Annotated in this window: 16 protein-coding genes; all 16 read left to right on the forward strand. The window is 75.0% G+C overall.

Annotation, left to right across the window (positions count from 1 at the left end; genetic code table 11):
- The first annotated feature begins 1 nt into the window (after position 1).
- The 16 genes from MJ876_RS19150 (at position 2) to MJ876_RS19225 (ending at position 18,149) form a co-directional block, all read left to right on the forward strand.
- On the forward strand, positions 2-2,245 hold the full coding sequence (locus MJ876_RS19150; RefSeq protein WP_240238841.1) for an ATP-dependent DNA helicase RecG: 2,244 nt from the start codon (positions 2-4) through the stop codon (positions 2,243-2,245).
- Entirely contained in the window at positions 2,242-2,841 is a 600-nt protein-coding gene (rsmD, locus tag MJ876_RS19155; RefSeq protein WP_240238843.1) for a 16S rRNA (guanine(966)-N(2))-methyltransferase RsmD, read from the forward strand. Before MJ876_RS19150 ends, rsmD begins: the two co-directional genes overlap by 4 nt.
- Entirely contained in the window at positions 2,838-3,314 is a 477-nt protein-coding gene (coaD, locus tag MJ876_RS19160; protein ID WP_308192626.1) for a pantetheine-phosphate adenylyltransferase, read from the forward strand. Before rsmD ends, coaD begins: the two co-directional genes overlap by 4 nt.
- A gap of 153 nt (positions 3,315-3,467) precedes the next feature.
- On the forward strand, positions 3,468-4,031 hold the full coding sequence (locus MJ876_RS19165) for a DUF177 domain-containing protein (protein WP_240238939.1): 564 nt from the start codon (positions 3,468-3,470) through the stop codon (positions 4,029-4,031).
- A 191-nt stretch (positions 4,032-4,222) separates the two neighbouring features.
- Positions 4,223-4,408: a 50S ribosomal protein L32 gene (gene rpmF / locus MJ876_RS19170; RefSeq protein WP_240238845.1), complete on the forward strand. Its 186-nt coding sequence runs from the start codon at positions 4,223-4,225 to the stop codon at positions 4,406-4,408.
- A gap of 16 nt (positions 4,409-4,424) precedes the next feature.
- Positions 4,425-5,171 (forward strand): ribonuclease III, encoded by a 747-nt coding sequence (gene rnc, locus MJ876_RS19175; protein WP_374202487.1) that lies wholly within the window; start codon positions 4,425-4,427, stop codon positions 5,169-5,171.
- A 14-nt stretch (positions 5,172-5,185) separates the two neighbouring features.
- A complete protein-coding gene (gene mutM / locus MJ876_RS19180; RefSeq protein ID WP_240238847.1) occupies positions 5,186-6,070 on the forward strand; it encodes a bifunctional DNA-formamidopyrimidine glycosylase/DNA-(apurinic or apyrimidinic site) lyase in 885 nt (294 codons plus the stop codon).
- 141 nt (positions 6,071-6,211) lie between these two features.
- The gene (locus tag MJ876_RS19185) at positions 6,212-6,406 is read left to right on the forward strand and encodes a hypothetical protein (protein ID WP_240238849.1); all 195 of its coding nucleotides are present in this window, start codon (positions 6,212-6,214) and stop codon (positions 6,404-6,406) included.
- 165 nt (positions 6,407-6,571) lie between these two features.
- On the forward strand, positions 6,572-10,153 hold the full coding sequence (gene smc, locus MJ876_RS19190) for a chromosome segregation protein SMC (protein ID WP_240238851.1): 3,582 nt from the start codon (positions 6,572-6,574) through the stop codon (positions 10,151-10,153).
- A gap of 69 nt (positions 10,154-10,222) precedes the next feature.
- Positions 10,223-10,849, forward strand: a complete 627-nt coding sequence (locus MJ876_RS19195; protein ID WP_240238854.1) for a LysE family translocator — start codon at positions 10,223-10,225, stop codon at positions 10,847-10,849.
- A 30-nt stretch (positions 10,850-10,879) separates the two neighbouring features.
- A complete protein-coding gene (locus tag MJ876_RS19200; RefSeq protein WP_240238855.1) occupies positions 10,880-12,238 on the forward strand; it encodes a TrpB-like pyridoxal phosphate-dependent enzyme in 1,359 nt (452 codons plus the stop codon).
- Between the two features lie 188 nt (positions 12,239-12,426).
- Complete coding sequence (locus MJ876_RS19205) at positions 12,427-12,624, forward strand: hypothetical protein (protein ID WP_240238857.1); 198 nt, start codon at positions 12,427-12,429, stop codon at positions 12,622-12,624.
- A gap of 83 nt (positions 12,625-12,707) precedes the next feature.
- Complete coding sequence (gene ftsY / locus MJ876_RS19210) at positions 12,708-13,895, forward strand: signal recognition particle-docking protein FtsY (RefSeq protein WP_240238859.1); 1,188 nt, start codon at positions 12,708-12,710, stop codon at positions 13,893-13,895.
- Positions 13,896-14,091: 196 nt separating this feature from the next.
- Positions 14,092-15,423 (forward strand): ammonium transporter, encoded by a 1,332-nt coding sequence (locus MJ876_RS19215; protein WP_240238861.1) that lies wholly within the window; start codon positions 14,092-14,094, stop codon positions 15,421-15,423.
- Positions 15,420-15,758, forward strand: coding sequence for a P-II family nitrogen regulator (locus MJ876_RS19220; RefSeq protein WP_240238863.1), 339 nt, complete (start codon positions 15,420-15,422; stop codon positions 15,756-15,758). The genes MJ876_RS19215 and MJ876_RS19220 overlap by 4 nt, the downstream gene beginning before the upstream one ends.
- Before the next feature lie 153 nt (positions 15,759-15,911).
- The gene (locus MJ876_RS19225; RefSeq protein WP_240238866.1) at positions 15,912-18,149 is read left to right on the forward strand and encodes a [protein-PII] uridylyltransferase; all 2,238 of its coding nucleotides are present in this window, start codon (positions 15,912-15,914) and stop codon (positions 18,147-18,149) included.
- The last annotated feature ends 36 nt before the right edge of the window (positions 18,150-18,185 follow it).

Here is an 18,185-nt window from a genome sequence, read left to right on the forward strand (position 1 = left end):
CGTGCCCGACACCACGCTCGACTCCCCGGTCGCGGCGGTCTTCGGCCGCGCCACGGTGACCCGCAAGCGGGTCGAGGAGGACCTCGGCCTGCGCACCGTCGGAGACCTGCTGTGGCACCTGCCCCGTCGCTACCTCGAGACGCAGGGCGAGAGCGAGCTCGGGTCCCTCGCGGAGGGGCAGGACCTGATGGTGGTCGCGCGCGTGCTGTCGACCGACGTCCGCAGCCACCGCGCCGGGCCCCGGCTGGCGTTCCGCACCACCGTGCGGCTGGCCACGGCGGCGGGCGGGCCGACCCTGGAGGCGACGTTCTTCGCGAAGAACTCCGCCCACGCGGAGGCGCTGGCGGCCGAGATGCCGCCGGGCTCGCGGGGGGTGTTCACCGGCCGCACCAAGCTGTTCCGCAACGCCTGGCAGCTCGGCAGCCCCCACAAGGTGATGTTCGAGGGCTCGCCGGCCCAGGTCGACCCGGCGGTCGCCGAGTCCTTGAGCGGCCTCCTCCCGGTGTACCGCGTGACGGGCAGGATCGACTCGTTCGCGATCCTGACCGCGGTCCGGACCGCCCTCGACATGGTGGGCGAGGTCCCGGACCCCCTCGACCGGGCCGACCGGGAGCGGTTCGACGTCCTCGACCTCACCACGGCGTTCCAGTGGGTCCACGCGCCCCACGACTGGGCGCAGCTGGGCCGCGCCCAGCAACGCTTCAAGTTCTCCGAGGCCCTGGTCACCCAGCTCGTGCTGGCCCGGCGCCGCGCCGCCGTGCGGGCGCTCGGCGCCAGGGCCCGCACCGGGGGCGGGGGGCTGCTGGCGGCCTTCGACGCCCGGCTGCCCTTCACCCTGACCGAGGGCCAGCAGCAGGTCGGGGCCGACATCGAGGCCGACCTGGCCCGCGACCACCCGATGAACCGGCTGCTGCAGGGCGAGGTGGGCTCCGGCAAGACCCTGGTCGCGCTGCGGGCGATGCTGCGGGTCGTCGACTCCGGCGGCCAGGCCGCGCTGCTGGCGCCGACCGAGGTGCTGGCCCAGCAGCACCACCGCTCCATCACGGCCATGCTGGGCGACCTCGCGAGCGGCGGGATGCTCGGCGGGCACCCCGACGGGACCGCCGTCGAGCTGCTCACCGGCTCCATGACGAAGACGCAGCGGCGCGAGCCCCTGCTGCGGATGGCCTCGGGCGAGGCCGGGCTCGTCATCGGGACGCACGCCCTGCTGGAGGACCACGTCTCCTTCGCCGACCTCGGCCTCGTCGTCGTGGACGAGCAGCACCGGTTCGGCGTCGAGCAGCGTGCGGCGCTGACGGACAAGGCGGGGACGCCGCCTCACGTGCTGGTCATGACCGCGACGCCGATCCCGCGGACCGTCGCCATGACCGTCTTCGGCGACCTCGAGACCTCCGTGCTGTCGGAGCTCCCCGCCGGGCGGGCGCCCATCCAGACCAACGTCGTCCCGCTCGCCGACCAGCCGCGCTGGCTCGACCGGGCCTGGGAGCGCGTGCGCGAGGAGGTCGAGAAGGGCCACCAGGCGTACGTCGTCTGCCCCCGCATCAGCGCCGGTGAGCAGGAGGAGGGCGAGACCGACCCGGCGGTCGGCTGGGACGACGACCTCGACGAGCCGGTGGAGGAGAAGCCGCAGCGGACGCTCGCCGCCGTCGAGGAGGTCGCGCCACTGCTGGCCGAGGGCCCGCTCGCCGGTCTCCGCGTCGCGCCGCTGCACGGGCGGATGACGCCGGAGGACAAGGACCGCGCGATGCGAGCGTTCGCCGCGGGGGAGATCGACGTCCTCGTCTCGACGACGGTCATCGAGGTCGGTGTGGACGTCGCCAACGCGACCACGATGGTGCTGCTGGACGCCGACCGGTTCGGCGTCTCCCAGCTGCACCAGCTGCGCGGCCGCGTCGGTCGCGGCGGCCTGCCCGGTCTGTGCCTGCTGGTGTCGTACGCCGAGGCGCAGACCCCGGCCCGGGAGCGGCTCGACGCCGTCGCCGCGACGTCCGACGGCTTCGAGCTCAGCCGGGTCGACCTCGCCCAGCGACGGGAGGGCGACGTGCTCGGGCGGTCGCAGTCGGGCTTCCGGTCGGGTCTGCAGAGCCTGCGGGTGCTCCGCGACGAGAAGACGATCGTCGCCGCCCGGGAGGCGGCGGTGGGCCTGCTCGACGAGGATCCCGACCTCGCCACCCGCCCGGCGCTCGCCGCGGGCGTCCTCGAGCTCGAGGCCAGCGCCGCCTCCGAGTTCATGGACCGCTCGTGACCCGGATCGTCGGCGGCGTCGCCGGTGGACGGCGCCTGCGCACACCCTCGGGGGAGCGGACGCGGCCGACGTCCGACCGCGTCCGCGAGGCGCTGTTCTCCGCCCTCGAGGCCCGGCTCGGGGGGTTCGAGGGCCTCCGCGTCCTCGACCTGTACGCCGGCTCCGGCGCCCTCGGCCTCGAGGCGTGGTCGCGGGGCGCGTCCGCGCTCACCCTCGTCGAGCGCGACCGGGCCACCGCCGGGCTGGTGCGCCGCAACGCCGCCGACGTGGGCTGCGACGTCGCCGACGTCGTCACCGCCTCGGTGGCCACCGCCCTCGGGCGCGAGCCCGCCGCGCCGTACGACGTCGTCCTGGCGGACCCGCCGTACCCGGTGGGGGAGCCCGAGCTCACCGCCGCGCTGGCCGCGCTGGTCGACGGCGGGTGGCTCGCCGACGACGCCGTCCTCGTCGTGGAGCGCTCCGCCCGCAGCCCCGAGCCCACCCTGCCCGCCGGCCTCGAGGTCGAGCGCGGACGCACCTACGGCGAGACCGCGCTCTGGTACCTTCGCGCCGCCGGTCCCGAGCCTGCCGACGAGCCGGGCGACGAGGGAGTGTGACCGTGGTCCGCGTCGTCTGTCCCGGGTCGTTCGACCCCGTCACGCTCGGCCACGTCGACGTCGTCCGCCGGGCGGCCGCGCTGTTCGACGAGGTCGTCGTCGCCGTCGGCACCAACCCGTCGAAGAGCCAGCTCTTCACCCCCGACGAGCGCCTCGACCTCCTCCGCAGGACCGTCGGCGAGATCGACGGCGTCCGGGTCGAGGGCTTCTCCGGCCTCCTCGTCACCTGGTGCGCCGAGCAGGGCGTCACCGCCGTCGTGAAGGGGTTGCGCGGGGCGAAGGACTACGACTACGAGGAGCCGATGGCGCACATGAACGCGCACCTCACCGGCCTCGACACCGTCCTGCTCCCCACCGACCCGCGGTGGTCGTTCGTGTCGTCCAGCCTCGTCAAGGAGGTCGCGCGAGGTGGCGGCGACGTCTCCGCCCTCGTGCCGCCGGTCGTCCTCGACGCCCTCCGCGCCCGCCTCTGACCCGCCGACCCGGCGTCGGTGGGGCGTGTGTCCGGGCCGACTCGGCGATGGTTTGGTCGCGCCCACGGGCGCCCGCTAATCTTGACCGCTGATCTGCCGCAGCGGACGAGGACGTCGTTCCCGTGACCGCGCACCGACCCGAGAGTGATCACCCTGCCCAGCCTGGACCCGAGAGCGCCGCTCGTGCTCGACACCCGCGAGCTGAGCCGCCGACCCGGGTCCCAGCGCGAGGTGACGAGGACGGTCCCGGCCCCGGCGGACCTGGGCATCGAGGTGCTCGCCGTCCCCGAGGGGTCGCCCGTCGACCTGGACCTGCGGCTCGAGGCGGTCATGGAGGGCGTGCTCGTCACGGGGACGGCCCGGACCGTCCTGGCCGGCGAGTGCGTGCGGTGCCTGGAGCCGATCACCGACCCCGACGTGGTCGAGGTCGACGCCCGGTTCCAGGAGCTGTTCGTGTACGACGACGACGCGCGTCGCGGGGAGCCTGACCCGGACGACGGCACCCGCAGCATGGAGGGCGACCTGCTCGACCTCGAGCCGGTCCTGCGCGACGCCGTGGTGCTGGGGCTGCCCTTCCAGCCGCTGTGCCGGGAGGACTGCCCGGGGCTGTGCGTCGAGTGCGGCGCCCGGCTCGCGGACGACCCGGACCACCACCACGACGAGCCGATCGACCCGCGGTGGCAGGCGCTGACGACGCTCCGTCCCGACGGGGACTGACGTCGTAAGCCGCCCCGACGTGCGCTCGGGGTGCACGACACGGCATCCTTGGGTGCCGCACCAGACCAGCACGACCCGCACCACCAGCACTAGCCAGCACCAGCCAGCACCACCCAGCACCACCCAGCACCACCCAGCACGGACAGCAGCACCAGGAGAGGGCCGAGACCGGCCCGGGCGAGGAGAACGACATGGCAGTCCCGAAGCGCAAGATGTCGCGCAGCAACACCCGGCACCGCCGGTCGCAGTGGAAGGCCGTCGCGCCGACCCTGGTCACCTGCGCGAACCCGGCCTGCGGCGAGAAGCACCTGCCGCACCGCGCCTGCGGCTCCTGCGGCCAGTACGGCGCGCGCAACGCCCGCCGCCAGGTCCTCTGACCGGCCGGCTCTGCCGATCAGCACCACCGGGCCACTGAACTACACCGCGCTGCGCGCAGCCCTCGGCGATCCGGTCCTGGACGTCGAGCTGCTGGAGCGCGCCCTCACGCACCGGTCGTACGCCTACGAGAACGGTGGGCTGCCCACGAACGAGCGCCTCGAGTTCCTGGGGGACTCCGTGCTCGGCGTGGTCGTGACGGAGACGCTCTACCTGACCCACCCGGACCTGTCCGAGGGGCGTCTCGCCAAGCTCCGGGCCGCCGTCGTCAACGCCCGCGCCCTCGCGGGTGTCGCCCGCGGTATCGGGCTGGGGGAGCACGTCAAGCTCGGCCGGGGCGAGGAGAGCACCGGCGGCCGGGAGAAGGCCTCGATCCTCTCCGACACCATCGAGGCTGTGATCGGCGCGATCCACCTCTCCGGCGGCCTCGAGGTGGCCGCCGAGGTGGTCCACCGGCTGTTCGACCCGCTCATGGCCACGGCCGCCGAGCTCGGCGCCGGCCTCGACTGGAAGACCTCCCTGCAGGAGCTCGCCGCCGAGGACGACCTCGGCGTCCCCGAGTACGTCATCACCGACGAGGGCCCCGACCACGCGAAGACCTTCACCGCCCGGGTCCGCGTCGCCGGGGGTCTCTACGGCAACGGCGTCGGCCGCTCCAAGAAGGAGGCCGAGCAGGCCGCCGCGGAGACGGCGTACGGCGAGCTGGTCGCGCACCGCTCGCCCACCCAGACCCCGGCGGGCGACGCCGGCCGCACCGGCGAGTAGGTCACCGCCCCACCGTGCCCGAGCTCCCCGAGGTCGAGGTCGTCCGTGCCGGCCTCGAGCGCTGGGTCACGGGCGCCCGTGTCGTGTCGGTCGACGTCCTGCACCCCCGCCCCGTGCGCCGCGACCCCCGCGGGCCGGCCGGGTTCGCGCTCGCCCTCACCGGGCGCCGCCTCGGGGTGGCCCGACGACGCGGCAAGTACCTCTGGGTCCCGCTCGACGACGCCGACGGGCGCCCCACCGACGACGCCCTGATGGCCCACCTCGGCATGAGCGGCCAGATGCTCGTGCAGCCCGCCGACGCCCCGGACGAGCGCCACCTGCGCGTGCGGATGCGGCTCGAGGGCGCCGCCGAGGGCCGTGAGCTCCGCTTCGTCGACCAGCGGATGTTCGGGGGGCTGGCGCTCAGCGACGGCGGGTACGACGTCCCGCCCGAGATCGCCCACATCGCGCTCGACCCGCTGGACGAGGCGTTCGACGACGACGCCTGGGCACGGCGGGTCCGGCGCCGCACCGCCGGGGTCAAGCGGCTCCTGCTCGACCAGACGCTCGTCTCCGGCATCGGCAACATCTACGCCGACGAGGCCCTCTGGCGGGCGCGGCTGCACGGCGACCGCCCCGGGGACCGCCTCACCGCCCGGCAGTGCCGCGAGCTCCTCGGCCACGTCCGCGAGGTCATGACCGAGGCTCTCGCCCAGGGCGGGACGTCGTTCGACGCGCTGTACGTCGACGTCAACGGCTCGTCGGGCTACTTCGCACGGTCGCTGTCCGCCTACGGCCGCGAGGGCCTGCCCTGCCTGCGGTGCGGCACGCCCATGCGACGCATCGTCTTCACCAACCGTTCGTCGTTCTTCTGCCCCCGGTGCCAGCCCACGCCCCGGGCGCGACGCGCGCGACGTTGACCCCGGCCGGTGCGGGGTGTCACGCTGGTCGACGGCCCACATCACGGGCCGTGACACCGCACCGCCGGCGCCGACCCGCCGCCGCGCCCCCCCCGGGCGCACCGCTCACCACGCACACCCACGTACTTCCCCGGAGGACCCATGGCCAAGGCGTTGCTCGGACACCTCGGACGCGACACCGCCGCGAGCGCCCGCCTCGACGTCGAGAACGCCCGCCTGCGCGGCCGCGTCGCCGACCTCGAGGCCCTCGTGCGTCACCTGTCGGAGGAGAACGACCGCCTCGTCGCCGACCTCGCGGTGCTCCGCGAGCGCGACGCGGTGATGCAGCCCGCCTGAGGCTGCTCCCCGCCCCGGGAGCCCTCACGGCCCCGGGCACCCGCCCAGCGCCCCGCCGTCCGGCGTGGGTGCCACGGCGCCGTCGGCGCCCGTGGTTAGGCTGAGGCGGCCGAGCCCTTCCCCGAGACGCGACGCCCCCGCTGTGCGCTGTCCGAGGAGAGCCCCGTGTACCTGAAGAGCCTGACGCTGAAGGGCTTCAAGTCCTTCGCGTCGTCCACGACGCTGCGGCTCGAGCCGGGCATCACCTGCGTGGTCGGCCCCAACGGCTCGGGCAAGTCCAACGTCGTCGACGCCCTCGCCTGGGTCATGGGCGAGCAGGGCGTCAAGTCCCTGCGCGGCGGCAAGATGGAGGACGTCGTCTTCGCCGGCACCTCCGGCCGCCCGCCGCTGGGCCGGGCCGAGGTCCAGCTGACCATCGACAACTCCGACGGCGCCCTGCCGATCGAGTACGCCGAGGTCACGATCAGCCGCACCATGTTCCGCAACGGCGGCTCGGAGTACGCCATCAACGGCCAGGGCTGCCGGCTCCTCGACGTCCAGGAGCTGCTCAGCGACTCCGGCATCGGCCGCGAGATGCACGTCATCGTCGGGCAGGGCCAGCTCGACTCCATCCTGCACGCGACCCCGGAGGACCGCCGCGGCTTCATCGAGGAGGCCGCCGGCGTCCTCAAGCACCGCAAGCGCAAGGAGAAGGCGCTCCGCAAGCTCGACGCCTGCGAGGGCAACCTGACCCGGCTCGCGGACCTGCTCACCGAGATCCGGCGCCAGCTCAAGCCGCTGGGACGCCAGGCCGAGGTCGCCCGCCGGGCGCGATCGGTGCAGGCCGCGGTGCGCGACGCCCGCGCCCGCCTGCTCGCCGACGACGTCGTCACCGCCCGGGACGTCCTGGCGCGGGACCTCGCCGACGAGACCGCCCTGCGCGAGCGCCAGGCCGAGGTCGAGCGCCGCCTGGCCGCCGCCCGGGAGCGCGAGGCCGCGCTGGAGGCGGCGCTGCGCGAGGACCTCCCGGCGCTGTCGGCCGCCCAGGAGACCTGGTTCGGGCTGACGGGACTGACCGAGCGCCTCCGCGGCACCCGGTCGCTGGCCGCCGAGCGGCTCCGCAGCGCCCAGGCGGACGCCGGCGCCCCCACGAGCACCGGTCGCGACCCCGAGGAGACCGAGGCCGAGGCCGCGGCGGCCCGGGAGGCGGAGCAGCGGATCGCCGCCGACGTCGCGGCCCGCCGTACGGCGCTGGAGGAGGCGGTCGCCGCCCGCGCGGCCGCCGAGGACGCCGCCGCCTCCGAGGAGCGGGCGCTCGCCGGGCTGCAGCGGGCCGCCGCGGACCGGCGCGAGGGCCTGGCCCGGCTCACCGGCCGGGTCAACGCGTTGCGCTCGCGGGCCGCCGCGGCCGACGCGGAGGTCGGCCGCCTCACCGACGCCCGCGCCGAGGCCGTCGCCCGCGCGGAGCGCGCCCAGCGCGACTTCACGGCGCTGGAGACCCGCGTGGCCGGCCTGGACGCGGGGGAGGAGGGCCTGGACGCCGAGCACGAGGCCGCGTCGTCCGCCCTCGACGACGTGACCGACCGGCTGGCGAAGCTGGCGGGGGAGGTCGCTCAGGCCGACCGCGACCGCACCGCGCTCGCCGCCCGCAAGGACGCCCTCGAGCTCGGCCTGTCGCGCAAGGACGGCGCAGGTGCGCTCCTCGCGGCGAGCGAGCAGCTGGACGGCGTCCTCGGCTCGGTCGCCGCCCTGCTCACCGTGCGGGCCGGCTTCGAGGCCGCCGTCGCGGCCGCCCTCGGGTCGGCCGCCGACGCCGTCGTGGTCGCCGGGACCGGCGCCGCCTCGGGCGCCATCCGCCACCTCAAGGCCGAGGACCTCGGCCGCGCCGGCCTGCTCGTCACCGACCCCGACGCCCCGGGCGACCCGGCGGGCCGGCCCGACCTGCCGGCCGGGGCGACGTACGCCGTCGACGTGGTCACCGGCCCGGCCGGCACCGAGGCGCCCCTGCGCGGGCTGCTCGGCGACGTCGTCGTCGTGGACGACCTCGACGCGGCCCGCTCGCTCGTCGAGGACCGGCCGTCCCTCGTCGCGGTCACCCGCGAGGGCGACGTGGTGGGTCGCCACTGGGCCGCCGGCGGCTCCGCCAGCCAGCCCAGCCTGCTCGAGGTCACGGCGGCGGTCGAGGAGGCCGCCGAGCAGCTCGCCGAGGCCACCGCGGCCTCCCAGCGGCTCACGTTCGAGACCTCCCGGCTCGAGGCCGAGCGGGAGGAGGCGCAGCGCCGCGTCGACGTGGCCCTCGCGAGGCTGCACGAGTCCGACGCGACCCTCGCCGCCGTCGCCGAGGAGCTGGGCCAGTACGGCTCCGCGGCCCGGGCGGCACGCGGCGAGGCCGAGCGGCTGGCTGCGGCGATCACGACGGCCGAGCAGGCGCGCACCGCCGACCTGGAGGGTCTCGCCGAGCTCGAGACCCGGCTGACGGAGGCGGAGGCCGCCCCGGAGACCGGGACCGAGCCCGACACCCGTCGCCGCGACGAGCTCGCCGCCGCCGCCCGTGACGCCCGCCAGGCCGAGACCGACGCACGGCTCGCCCTGCGGACCGCCGAGGAGCGCGGCCGCGCCCTCCACGGCCGCGCCGAGGAGCTCACCCGGGCCGCCGCCGCCGAGCGCGAGGCCCGGGCCCGCGCGGTCGAGCGGCGCGAGCGCATGCAGCGCCAGGCCAGCACCGCCGCCGCCGTCGAACGGACCGCCGGCCTCGTCCTCGAGCGCCTCGCCGCCTCCGTCGAGGTCGCCGCCGCGGCCCGCGCCGAGATCGAGGCCGGCCGCGCCGACCGGGAGACCGCGCTGCGTGAGTGCCGCGCCGAGCTGCGCGAGCTCGGGACGCGGCACGACGAGCTGGTCGGCTCGGCCCACCGCGACGAGATGGCCCGGGCCGAGCAGCGGATGCGGCTCGAGCAGCTGGCCGAGCGGGCGATGACCGAGACGGGCCTCGACCCCGACGCGCTGGTCGCCGAGTTCGGGCCCGGGGTCGGCGTCCCGGTCGAGCAGGCGGAGCCGGAGCCGGAAGCCCAGGACGACGAGCCCGCCGCCGTCCAGACCCTGCCCTACGTGCGCGAGGAGCAGGCCGCCCGCCTGCGCCGCGCGGAGCGCGAGCTCGCCCAGCTCGGCCGGGTGAACCCGCTGGCGCTGGAGGAGTTCTCCGCGATGGAGGAGCGCCACCGCTTCCTCTCCGAGCAGGTGGACGACCTCCGCCGGACCAAGAACGACCTGCTCGACATCGTCCGGCAGGTCGACAGCCGGGTGGAGGAGGTCTTCACGGAGGCCTGGAAGGACGTCTCCGCGGCGTTCGACCACGTGTTCTCGCGGCTGTTCCCCGGCGGCGAGGGGCGCCTGCTGCTGACGGACCCGGGCGACATGCTCGCCACCGGGGTCGACGTCGAGGCGCGCCCGCCCGGCAAGAAGGTCAAGCGGCTCTCGCTGCTGTCCGGCGGCGAGCGGTCCCTGGTCGCGGTCGCCTTCCTGGTGGCCCTGTTCAAGGCCCGCCCGAGCCCCTTCTACATCCTCGACGAGGTCGAGGCCGCGCTCGACGACACCAACCTGGGCCGGCTGCTCGAGATCTACGAGGAGCTGCGCGAGACCTCCCAGCTGCTCGTCATCACCCACCAGAAGCGGACCATGGAGGTCGGCGACGCGCTGTACGGCGTCACGATGCGCGGCGACGGCGTGTCGACCGTCATCTCCCAGCGGCTGCGCGAGGCGGAGCCGGCCTAGGCCCGACCCGGGCCCGCCTGACGGGACGACCCCTCGACGGCGCGGGTGCCAGGTGGGAGTCTCCGGGTCGTGAGTGCCGCCTCCTGGACCGCGTTCCTGCTCACCGCGACCGTCATCGTCGTCACCCCCGGCACCGGCTCGCTCTACACGGTCGCCACCGGCCTCGCCCGCGGCACCCGCGCCGCCCTGCTCGCGGCGGTGGCCTGCACCCTCGGCGTCCTGCCGCACCTGCTCGCCGCGGTCACCGGCCTCGCGGCGCTGCTGCACGCGAGCGGGGTCGCGTTCGCGGTGCTCAAGTACCTGGGCGTCGCCTACCTCCTCTGGATGGCCTGGGCCACCTGGCGCGGACGCCGCGAACCGCTCGAGGTGGACGCGGACCGTCGTCCGGGAGGCACCCGGCAGGTGCTCGTGTCCGGCGTGACCCTCAACCTGCTCAACCCGAAGCTGACGCTGTTCTTCTTCGCCTTCCTGCCGCAGTTCGTGCCCGCCGGCACCCCCGGGGCCGCCGGTCGGATTCTGCTGCTCGGCGGGGTCTTCGCCGCGCTGACCCTCGTCGTGTTCGCGGCGTACGGCGCCCTGGCGGCCGGCCTGCGGGCCCGGGTGCTCGCCCGCCCGCGCCTGGTCGAGCGCCTGCGCGCCGCCTTCGCCGCCTCGTTCGCCGTCCTCGCCGGCCGCCTGGCCCTCGAGACCCGCTGAGCCCCACAGCCGACCCCCGAAGGAGTGCCGATGGCCGAGCGCACCACGTTCCTGCTCGACGAGACCCAGATCCCGACGCAGTGGTACAACGTCGTCCCCGACCTGCCCGAGCCCCCGCCGCCGCCGCTGCACCCGGGCACCCACGAGCCCGTCGGGCCCGACGACCTGGCCCCGCTGTTCCCGATGGCCCTGATCGAGCAGGAGGTCTCCACCGAGCGGTGGATCGACATCCCGGGCGGCGTCCTGGACGTCTACCGCATCTGGCGGCCCTCGCCGCTGGTGCGCGCGCGACGGCTCGAGAAGCTGCTCGACACCCCGGCGAGGATCTACTTCAAGTACGAGGGCGTCAGCCCAGCCGGCTCCCACAAGCCGAACACCGCCGTCCCGCAGGCCTGGTACAACCACGCTGAGGGCGTGCAGCGGCTCACCACCGAGACCGGCGCGGGGCAGTGGGGCACGTCCCTGGCCTTCGCGACCGCGCAGTACGGCATGGACTGCGAGGTGTGGCAGGTCCGCAGCAGCTACGACCAGAAGCCCGCGCGGCGCACGATGATGGAGATCTACGGCGCCACGCTGCACCCGAGCCCCTCGGACCTCACCGAGGCCGGCCGGGGCATCCTCGCCTCCTCGCCGGACTCCCCGGGCTCGCTGGGGATCGCCATCTCCGAGGCGGTCGAGGCCGCCGTCGGGCGCGACGACACCCGCTACGCGCTGGGCACCGTCCTCAACCACGTGCTGCTCCACCAGACCGTCATCGGCGAGGAGGCGCTGCGCCAGCTCGAGATGGCGGGGGACACCCCCGACGTGCTGGTGGGCTGCACCGGGGGCGGGTCGAACTTCGGCGGGCTGATCTTCCCGTTCCTGCGGGAGAAGCTCGGGGGGCGGATGGACCCGACGATCCGCTGCGTCGAGCCGGCGTCCTGCCCGACGCTGACGCGGGGGGAGTACCGCTACGACTTCGGCGACGCCGTCGGCATGACGCCGCTGATGAAGATGCACACCCTCGGCCACGGCTTCGTCCCCGACCCCATCCACGCCGGCGGGCTGCGCTACCACGGCATGGCGCCGCTGGTGTCCCACGTCTACGAGCTCGGGCTGGCCGAGGCCGAGGCCATCGGGCAGGTCGAGTGCTTCACCGCCGCCCTCGCCTTCGCCCGCACGCAGGGCATCGTCCCGGCGCCGGAGCCCACCCACGCGATCGCCGCCGCGATCCGGGAGGCCAACCGGTGCAAGGAGGAGGGCGTCTCCCGGACGATCCTCACCGCCCTGTGCGGTCACGGACACCTCGACATGGGCGCCTACGAGAACTTCCTGGCCGGGCGGATGACCGACCTCGAGCTCACCGACGACACCATCCGGGAGGCCATGGCGGGGGTCCCCGTGCTCTGACGGACGGCGCCCGGACGGGCCCCGCCGAGGGCCCCCGGAGCGGCCCCGGAGCGGCTCCGAGGAGGCCTCCCGGCACGACCGGGAGGCCCCCTCGGCCGCGATTGCCAGCCCTCACCGGGGGTGTGTTTCACTGGTGTGAGTCAGGGGGCCAGGGGGGCCTCAGACACTCGGTTCGAAGGGCCTGTCTCGTGCTGTTCATCGTCTTCGCGATGTTCCTCATCCTCGCCGTCGCCACCGCCGTCGTGGTGTTCGTCGCGTACCCGTACCGGGGTTCCGAGGTCCCGGGCGCGCCCTGGTTCGGTGACGCGGTGCGTCGCTGGTCGGGGCGCCTGCGCCCGCTGTCGGAGGACGAGCAGCGCAGCCTGCGCGAGCACTCCCGCCGCTGACCCGGCACCGATCGGCGGGCGGTGCCGCGCGGTGAGCGCCGCGCCCGCGAGCACCCCGGACGGGTCTGGTTTCATGGTCGGCCATGGGCTACATCGCTGACTGGGTGCTGCTGGTCGTCGGCCTCCTGCTGGTCGCCGGCGTCACGGGGGTCGCACTCCTCTCCGGCAGCCGTCGTCGACGGGGCGGCGAGGAGGACCTGCCGCCCGGCGGCGGCACCGACGTCCTCACGCCGCCGCGCGAGCGGACGGACGACGAGACCACCGCGACCGAGCCCGCGACCGACGTCGTCGAGCCGGACGTCGAGCCCGACGTCGAGGCGCCCACCGCGCCGCCCGCGCCGGAGGTCGAGAGGCCCGAGGGGGCGGCGTCCCGGCTCGTCCGTCTGCGTCAGCGCCTCTCCCGCTCCCAGGGCGGCCTCGGCAAGGGCCTGCTCGCGCTCCTGTCGCGCGACCGGCTCGACGAGGACACCTGGGAGGACATCGAGGACACCCTCCTCGGCGCCGACATCGGCGTCGCTCCGACCCAGCAGCTGGTCGAGAGGCTCCGCACGCGACTGCGGGTCGAGGGTGGCTCCGCCGACGTCCGCGCCGTCCTGAAGGAGGAGCTGCTCAGCCTCGTCGACCCGTCGATGGACCGCCGCCTGGCGGTCACCGGGGAGGGCGACGACCCCGGCGTCGTCCTGGTCGTCGGCGTCAACGGCACGGGCAAGACCACCACCGTCGGCAAGGTCGCCCGGCTCCTGCGGGCCGAGGACATGTCCGTCGTCCTGGGCGCCGCCGACACCTTCCGCGCCGCCGCGGCCGAGCAGCTCACCACCTGGGGCGAGCGGGTCGGCGTCGAGGTGGTGCGCGGGCCCGAGGGCACCGACCCCGCCAGCGTCGCCTTCGACGCGGTCAAGCGGGGCAAGGCCGACGGGGTCGACACGGTGCTCGTCGACACCGCGGGGCGGCTGCAGAACAAGGCCGGGCTCATGGACGAGCTGGGCAAGGTCAAGCGGGTCATCGAGAAGCAGGCGCCCGTCACCGAGGTGCTGCTCGTGCTCGACGCCACCACCGGCCAGAACGGCATGGTCCAGGCGCGCGTGTTCGCCGACATCGTCGACGTGTCCGGCATCGTCCTGACGAAGCTGGACGGCTCCGCGAAGGGCGGCATCGTCGTCGCCGTGCAGCGCGAGCTCGGCGTCCCGGTCAAGCTCGTCGGCCTCGGGGAGGGCCCGGACGACCTCGCCCCCTTCGACGCCGAGGCCTTCACCGAGGCCCTGCTGGGCTGACGCCCGGGCGTCGCACAGGCCCACGTAACGTCGCCGTAACGCAAGCCGGGAAGGTGTTTCCTGACTGAAACACCGACCGGACCCCGGTGAAACCTGCGGATCAGAGGGTCGGAGGCACGTCGGACACCCGGCTCGCGACAGAGACGTCGCGCGGCCGACGTCCCCTGTCACCGCTCAGCCCACACCCGGAGGTCCCGTGGACGGCTACTACGCCTTCATGCTGGTCGCCACAGCATTCGTGCTGATGATGACCGTGCCCGCACTCGCCCTGTTCTACGGCGGGATGTCACGTTCCAAGTCCGTGCTCAACATGATGATGATGTCGTTCACGGCAGCGGCCATCGTCGGCATCCTGTACGTCGCCATCGGCTGGTCCATGGGCTTCGGCGGCGACGGCACGTTCTTCGCCAACCCCTTCGAGCTGCCCTGGCTCGACGGCGTCACCACCGACTCCTACATCGGCGTGTTCTTCCAGATGACCTTCGCGGTCATCACCGTCGCGCTCATCTCCGGCGCCCTCGAGGGCCGGATGAAGTTCGCCGCCTGGGTGGCCTTCGTGCCCGTCTGGGCCGTGCTCGTCTACTTCCCGATGGCGCACATGGTCTTCAGCTGCACCGACGACTCCCTGATCTGCGGCCGCATCGGCGCCCAGGACTACGCCGGCGGCACCGCCGTCCACATCAACGCCGGCGTCGCGGCGCTCGTGCTCGTCCTGCTCCTCGGCAAGCGCCTGAACTGGCCGAAGGACAAGATGCGCCCGCACAACCTGACCCTCACCATGCTCGGCGCGGGTCTGCTGTGGATGGGCTGGTACGGCTTCAACGTCGGCTCGATCGTCTTCAGCGAGGAGTCGCTCGCCGACGAGAGCGTCATGGTCGAGCAGTTCCTCTCCGAGACCGGTCGCACCTTCGGCAACACCACCCTCGCCACGATGGCCGCCATCCTCGGCTGGCTCCTGGTCGAGCGGATGATGCACGGCAAGGCCACCTCGCTGGGCGCCGCGTCCGGCATCGTCGCCGGCCTCGTCGCCATCACCCCGGCCGCCGGCGCGGTCAACCTCTCCGGCGCCGTCGCGATCGGCGCCATCGCCGGTGCCCTCTGCGCCTGGGCCGTGGGCTGGAAGTTCCGCCTCGGGTACGACGACTCGCTCGACGTGGTCGGCGTCCACCTGGTCGGCGGCGTCATCGGCACCGTCCTGATCGGCGTCTTCTCCACCGCCGAGGGCGCGGGCGGCGTCGACGGCCTGCTCTACGGCGGCGGCGTCGACTCCCTGGTCGACCAGGTGCTCGGCGTCCTCGTGGCCGTCGTCTACGTCGGCGTCCTGACCCTGGTCATCGGCCTCGCGGTCAAGTTCACCGTCGGCCTGCGGCTCGACCCCGAGGACGAGGTCAACGGCATCGACCTCGCCGAGCACGGCGAGTCGGCGTACGACCTGCACACCGGCATCGGCGGGGGAGTCTCGTCGGGCCTGGCGGGCAACGCCCCGGCGAAGGCCTTCCCCACCACCACGAAGGAGAACCAGTCGTGAAGCTCGTGACCGCGGTCATCAAGCCGCACAAGTGGGAGGAGGTCCGGGAGGCTCTCGAGACCTTCGGCGTGACGGGCATGACCGTCAGCGAGGTCAGCGGCTACGGCCGCCAGAAGGGCCACACCGAGGTCTACCGCGGCGCGGAGTACGACATCGCGCTCGTGCCCAAGCTGCGCATCGAGATCGTGGTCGAGGACGGCGACGCCGACGACATCGTCGGCATCATCGTCCGCACCGCGCAGACCGGTCGCATCGGCGACGGCAAGGTCTGGGTCTCCTCGGTGGACACCGTCGTCCGGGTCCGCACCGGGGACCGCGACACCGCCGCCATCTAGTCGCGACCGGCCCGGCCACAGGCGCCCGGACCGGCCTGCACCCGGCCCGGACCCCGGCACACGGCCCCGCCTCGCCCTCCGCGAGGCGGGGCCGTCGTGCGTCGGGCGCGACACCCCCGACCCTCCCTCCCGCCAGGAAGGCACCATCACCCCATGAGCGCCGCCGACAGGGCCGCCCGCACCGAGGCCGCCGACGCGTTGTGCGCCGCGGCGTACGCCGAGGCGGAGGGCCCGTCGTCCGGGGCAGCGCTGGTGGCCGTGGGGGGCTACGGCCGCGGTGAGCTCGCTCCCTGCTCCGACCTGGACGTCGTGCTGGTGCACGACGACCACCTCGCGCCGGACGACCTCGCCCCCGTGCTGGAGCGGCTGTGGTACCCGCTGTGGGACTCCGGGAACAGGGTCGACCACTCGGTGCGGTCGCTGTCCGAGATGACCACGGCGGCCGCCGACGACCTCAAGGTGATGCTGGGCCAGCTCGACGTGCGCCACCTGGCCGGCGACCACCACCTCAGCCTGCGGCTGCGCACCGAGCAGCTCGCGCACTGGCGCCGCGACGCCCGCCGTCGCCTGCCCGAGCTGAAGACGCTCACCCACGGCCGCCACGTCAGGGCCGGTGAGCTCGCGCACGCGTCGGTGCCCGACCTCAAGGAGTCGCACGGCGGGATCCGGGACGCCACCGTGCTCCGCGCGCTCGTCGCGAGCTGGCTGGTCGACGCCTCGCAGGCGGACTCCGAGTCGGCACGACGGGGCCTGCTCGACGTCCGCGACGAGCTGCACGCCGTGACCGGCCGGGCGGTGGACAGGATCGCCCCCGAGCACTGGGCGCCGCTGGCCGAGCGTCTGGGCCTGCCCGACGCCGTGGCGGCCCAGCGGCACGTCCGGGAGCTCGGCCGCCGCCTCACCCACTTCTCGCGCCTCGCCTGGCGCCGCGTGGACGACGTCCTCACCGGCCCCGGGCGCGGCCCGCGGCGCCCCCGCCTCGAGACCCTGGCCCCGGGCGTGGCCCTGGCCGCGGGCGAGGTCGTCCTGGACCGCGGCGCCCGGCCCGAGGACGACCCCGCACTCCTGCTGCGCGCCTGCGCCGAGGCCGCGGAGCGCGACGTCCCCCTCGCTCCCGCGACCGCGGCCCGGCTGGCCCGTGAGGGTGCGCCGCTGGGGGAGGTCTGGCCCGCCGAGGCCCGGCGCCTGCTGGTGCGGATGCTCGCCGCCGGCCCCGGCCTGCTGCCCGTCTGGGAGACCCTGGAGGAGACCGGGGCGCTGGCGTCGATCCTCCCCGAGTGGGAGCGCATCCGCCTGTTCCCGCACGCCTCCGCCGTGCACCGCTTCACCGTCGACCGCCACTCCGTCGAGACCTGCGTGGAGGCGGCCGGCCTCATCCGCAGCGTCGGACGGCCCGACGTCCTCGCGGTCGCCGCGCTGCTGCACGACATCGGCAAGGGCGGCTTCGGCGACCACAGCGTCGAGGGGGAGCCGATCGCCCGCCGGATCGCGCGGCGCCTCGGGTTCGACGACGACGAGTGCGACGTGGTCGGCACCCTGGTGCGCCACCACCTGCTGCTCGCGGAGACCGCCACCAGCCGCGACCCCGACGACCCGGTCACGCTCGCCCACGTGGCCGACCGTGTGCGCAGCCCCGAGGTCCTCTCCCTGCTGGTCGCCCTCACCGAGGCCGACGCCCGGGCCGCGTCACCGCAGGCGTGGTCGTCGTGGCGCGCGAGCCTGGTGCGCCGGCTCGCGGACGGCGTCCTCGCCGTGCTGGTCGCGCGGGAGGCGGGCACCTCGGCGCCCCGCGTCGCGGACCCCCAGGTGGCCGTGCCGGAGGCCGTGCGCGCGGACCCGTCCCGCGCGGCGTTCACCGTCGAGCCCGTCGCCGACGGCGCCCGGGTCACGGCGGTCTCCGGCGACCGGGTCGGGCTGCTCGCCGACGTGGCCGCCGTCCTCGCGCTGCAGCGGGTGCGGGTGCGGGCCGCCCGGGCGTGGTCGCAGGACTCGTGGGGCGTCTCGGCCTGGGACGTCACCGAGGAGGTTGACCCCGCGGTGCTGCGCGACCGGTTCGCCGCGCTCGTCGAGGGCCGGCTGGACGTCGAGCGCCGGCTGCGCCTCGACTCCTCCGCCGACGTGCTCCCGCCCACCGTCGAGGTCCACCACGAGGCGTCGCGGACGTCCACCGTGCTGGAGGTCCGGGCCAGCGACCGGCTCTCCGTCGTCCACCACGTCTGCGCCACGCTCGCGCGGCTCGACATCGCCGTCCGCTCGGCGCACGTGGACACCCTGGGCCCGCAGGCGGTGGACGTCTTCTACCTCCAGGAGGCGTGGGCCGGGGCGCTGGCGGACGACCGGGCCGCGGACGCCGCGCACGCCGTACGTTCCGCGCTCGCCGGCGCCGGATAGGCTGGGCCACCGCCCGTGGCGCGCTCCGACGGACCG

Origin of the sequence: Nocardioides sp. CFH 31398 (assembly GCF_022436705.1) — a bacterium.
GTDB lineage: Bacteria > Actinomycetota > Actinomycetes > Propionibacteriales > Nocardioidaceae > Nocardioides.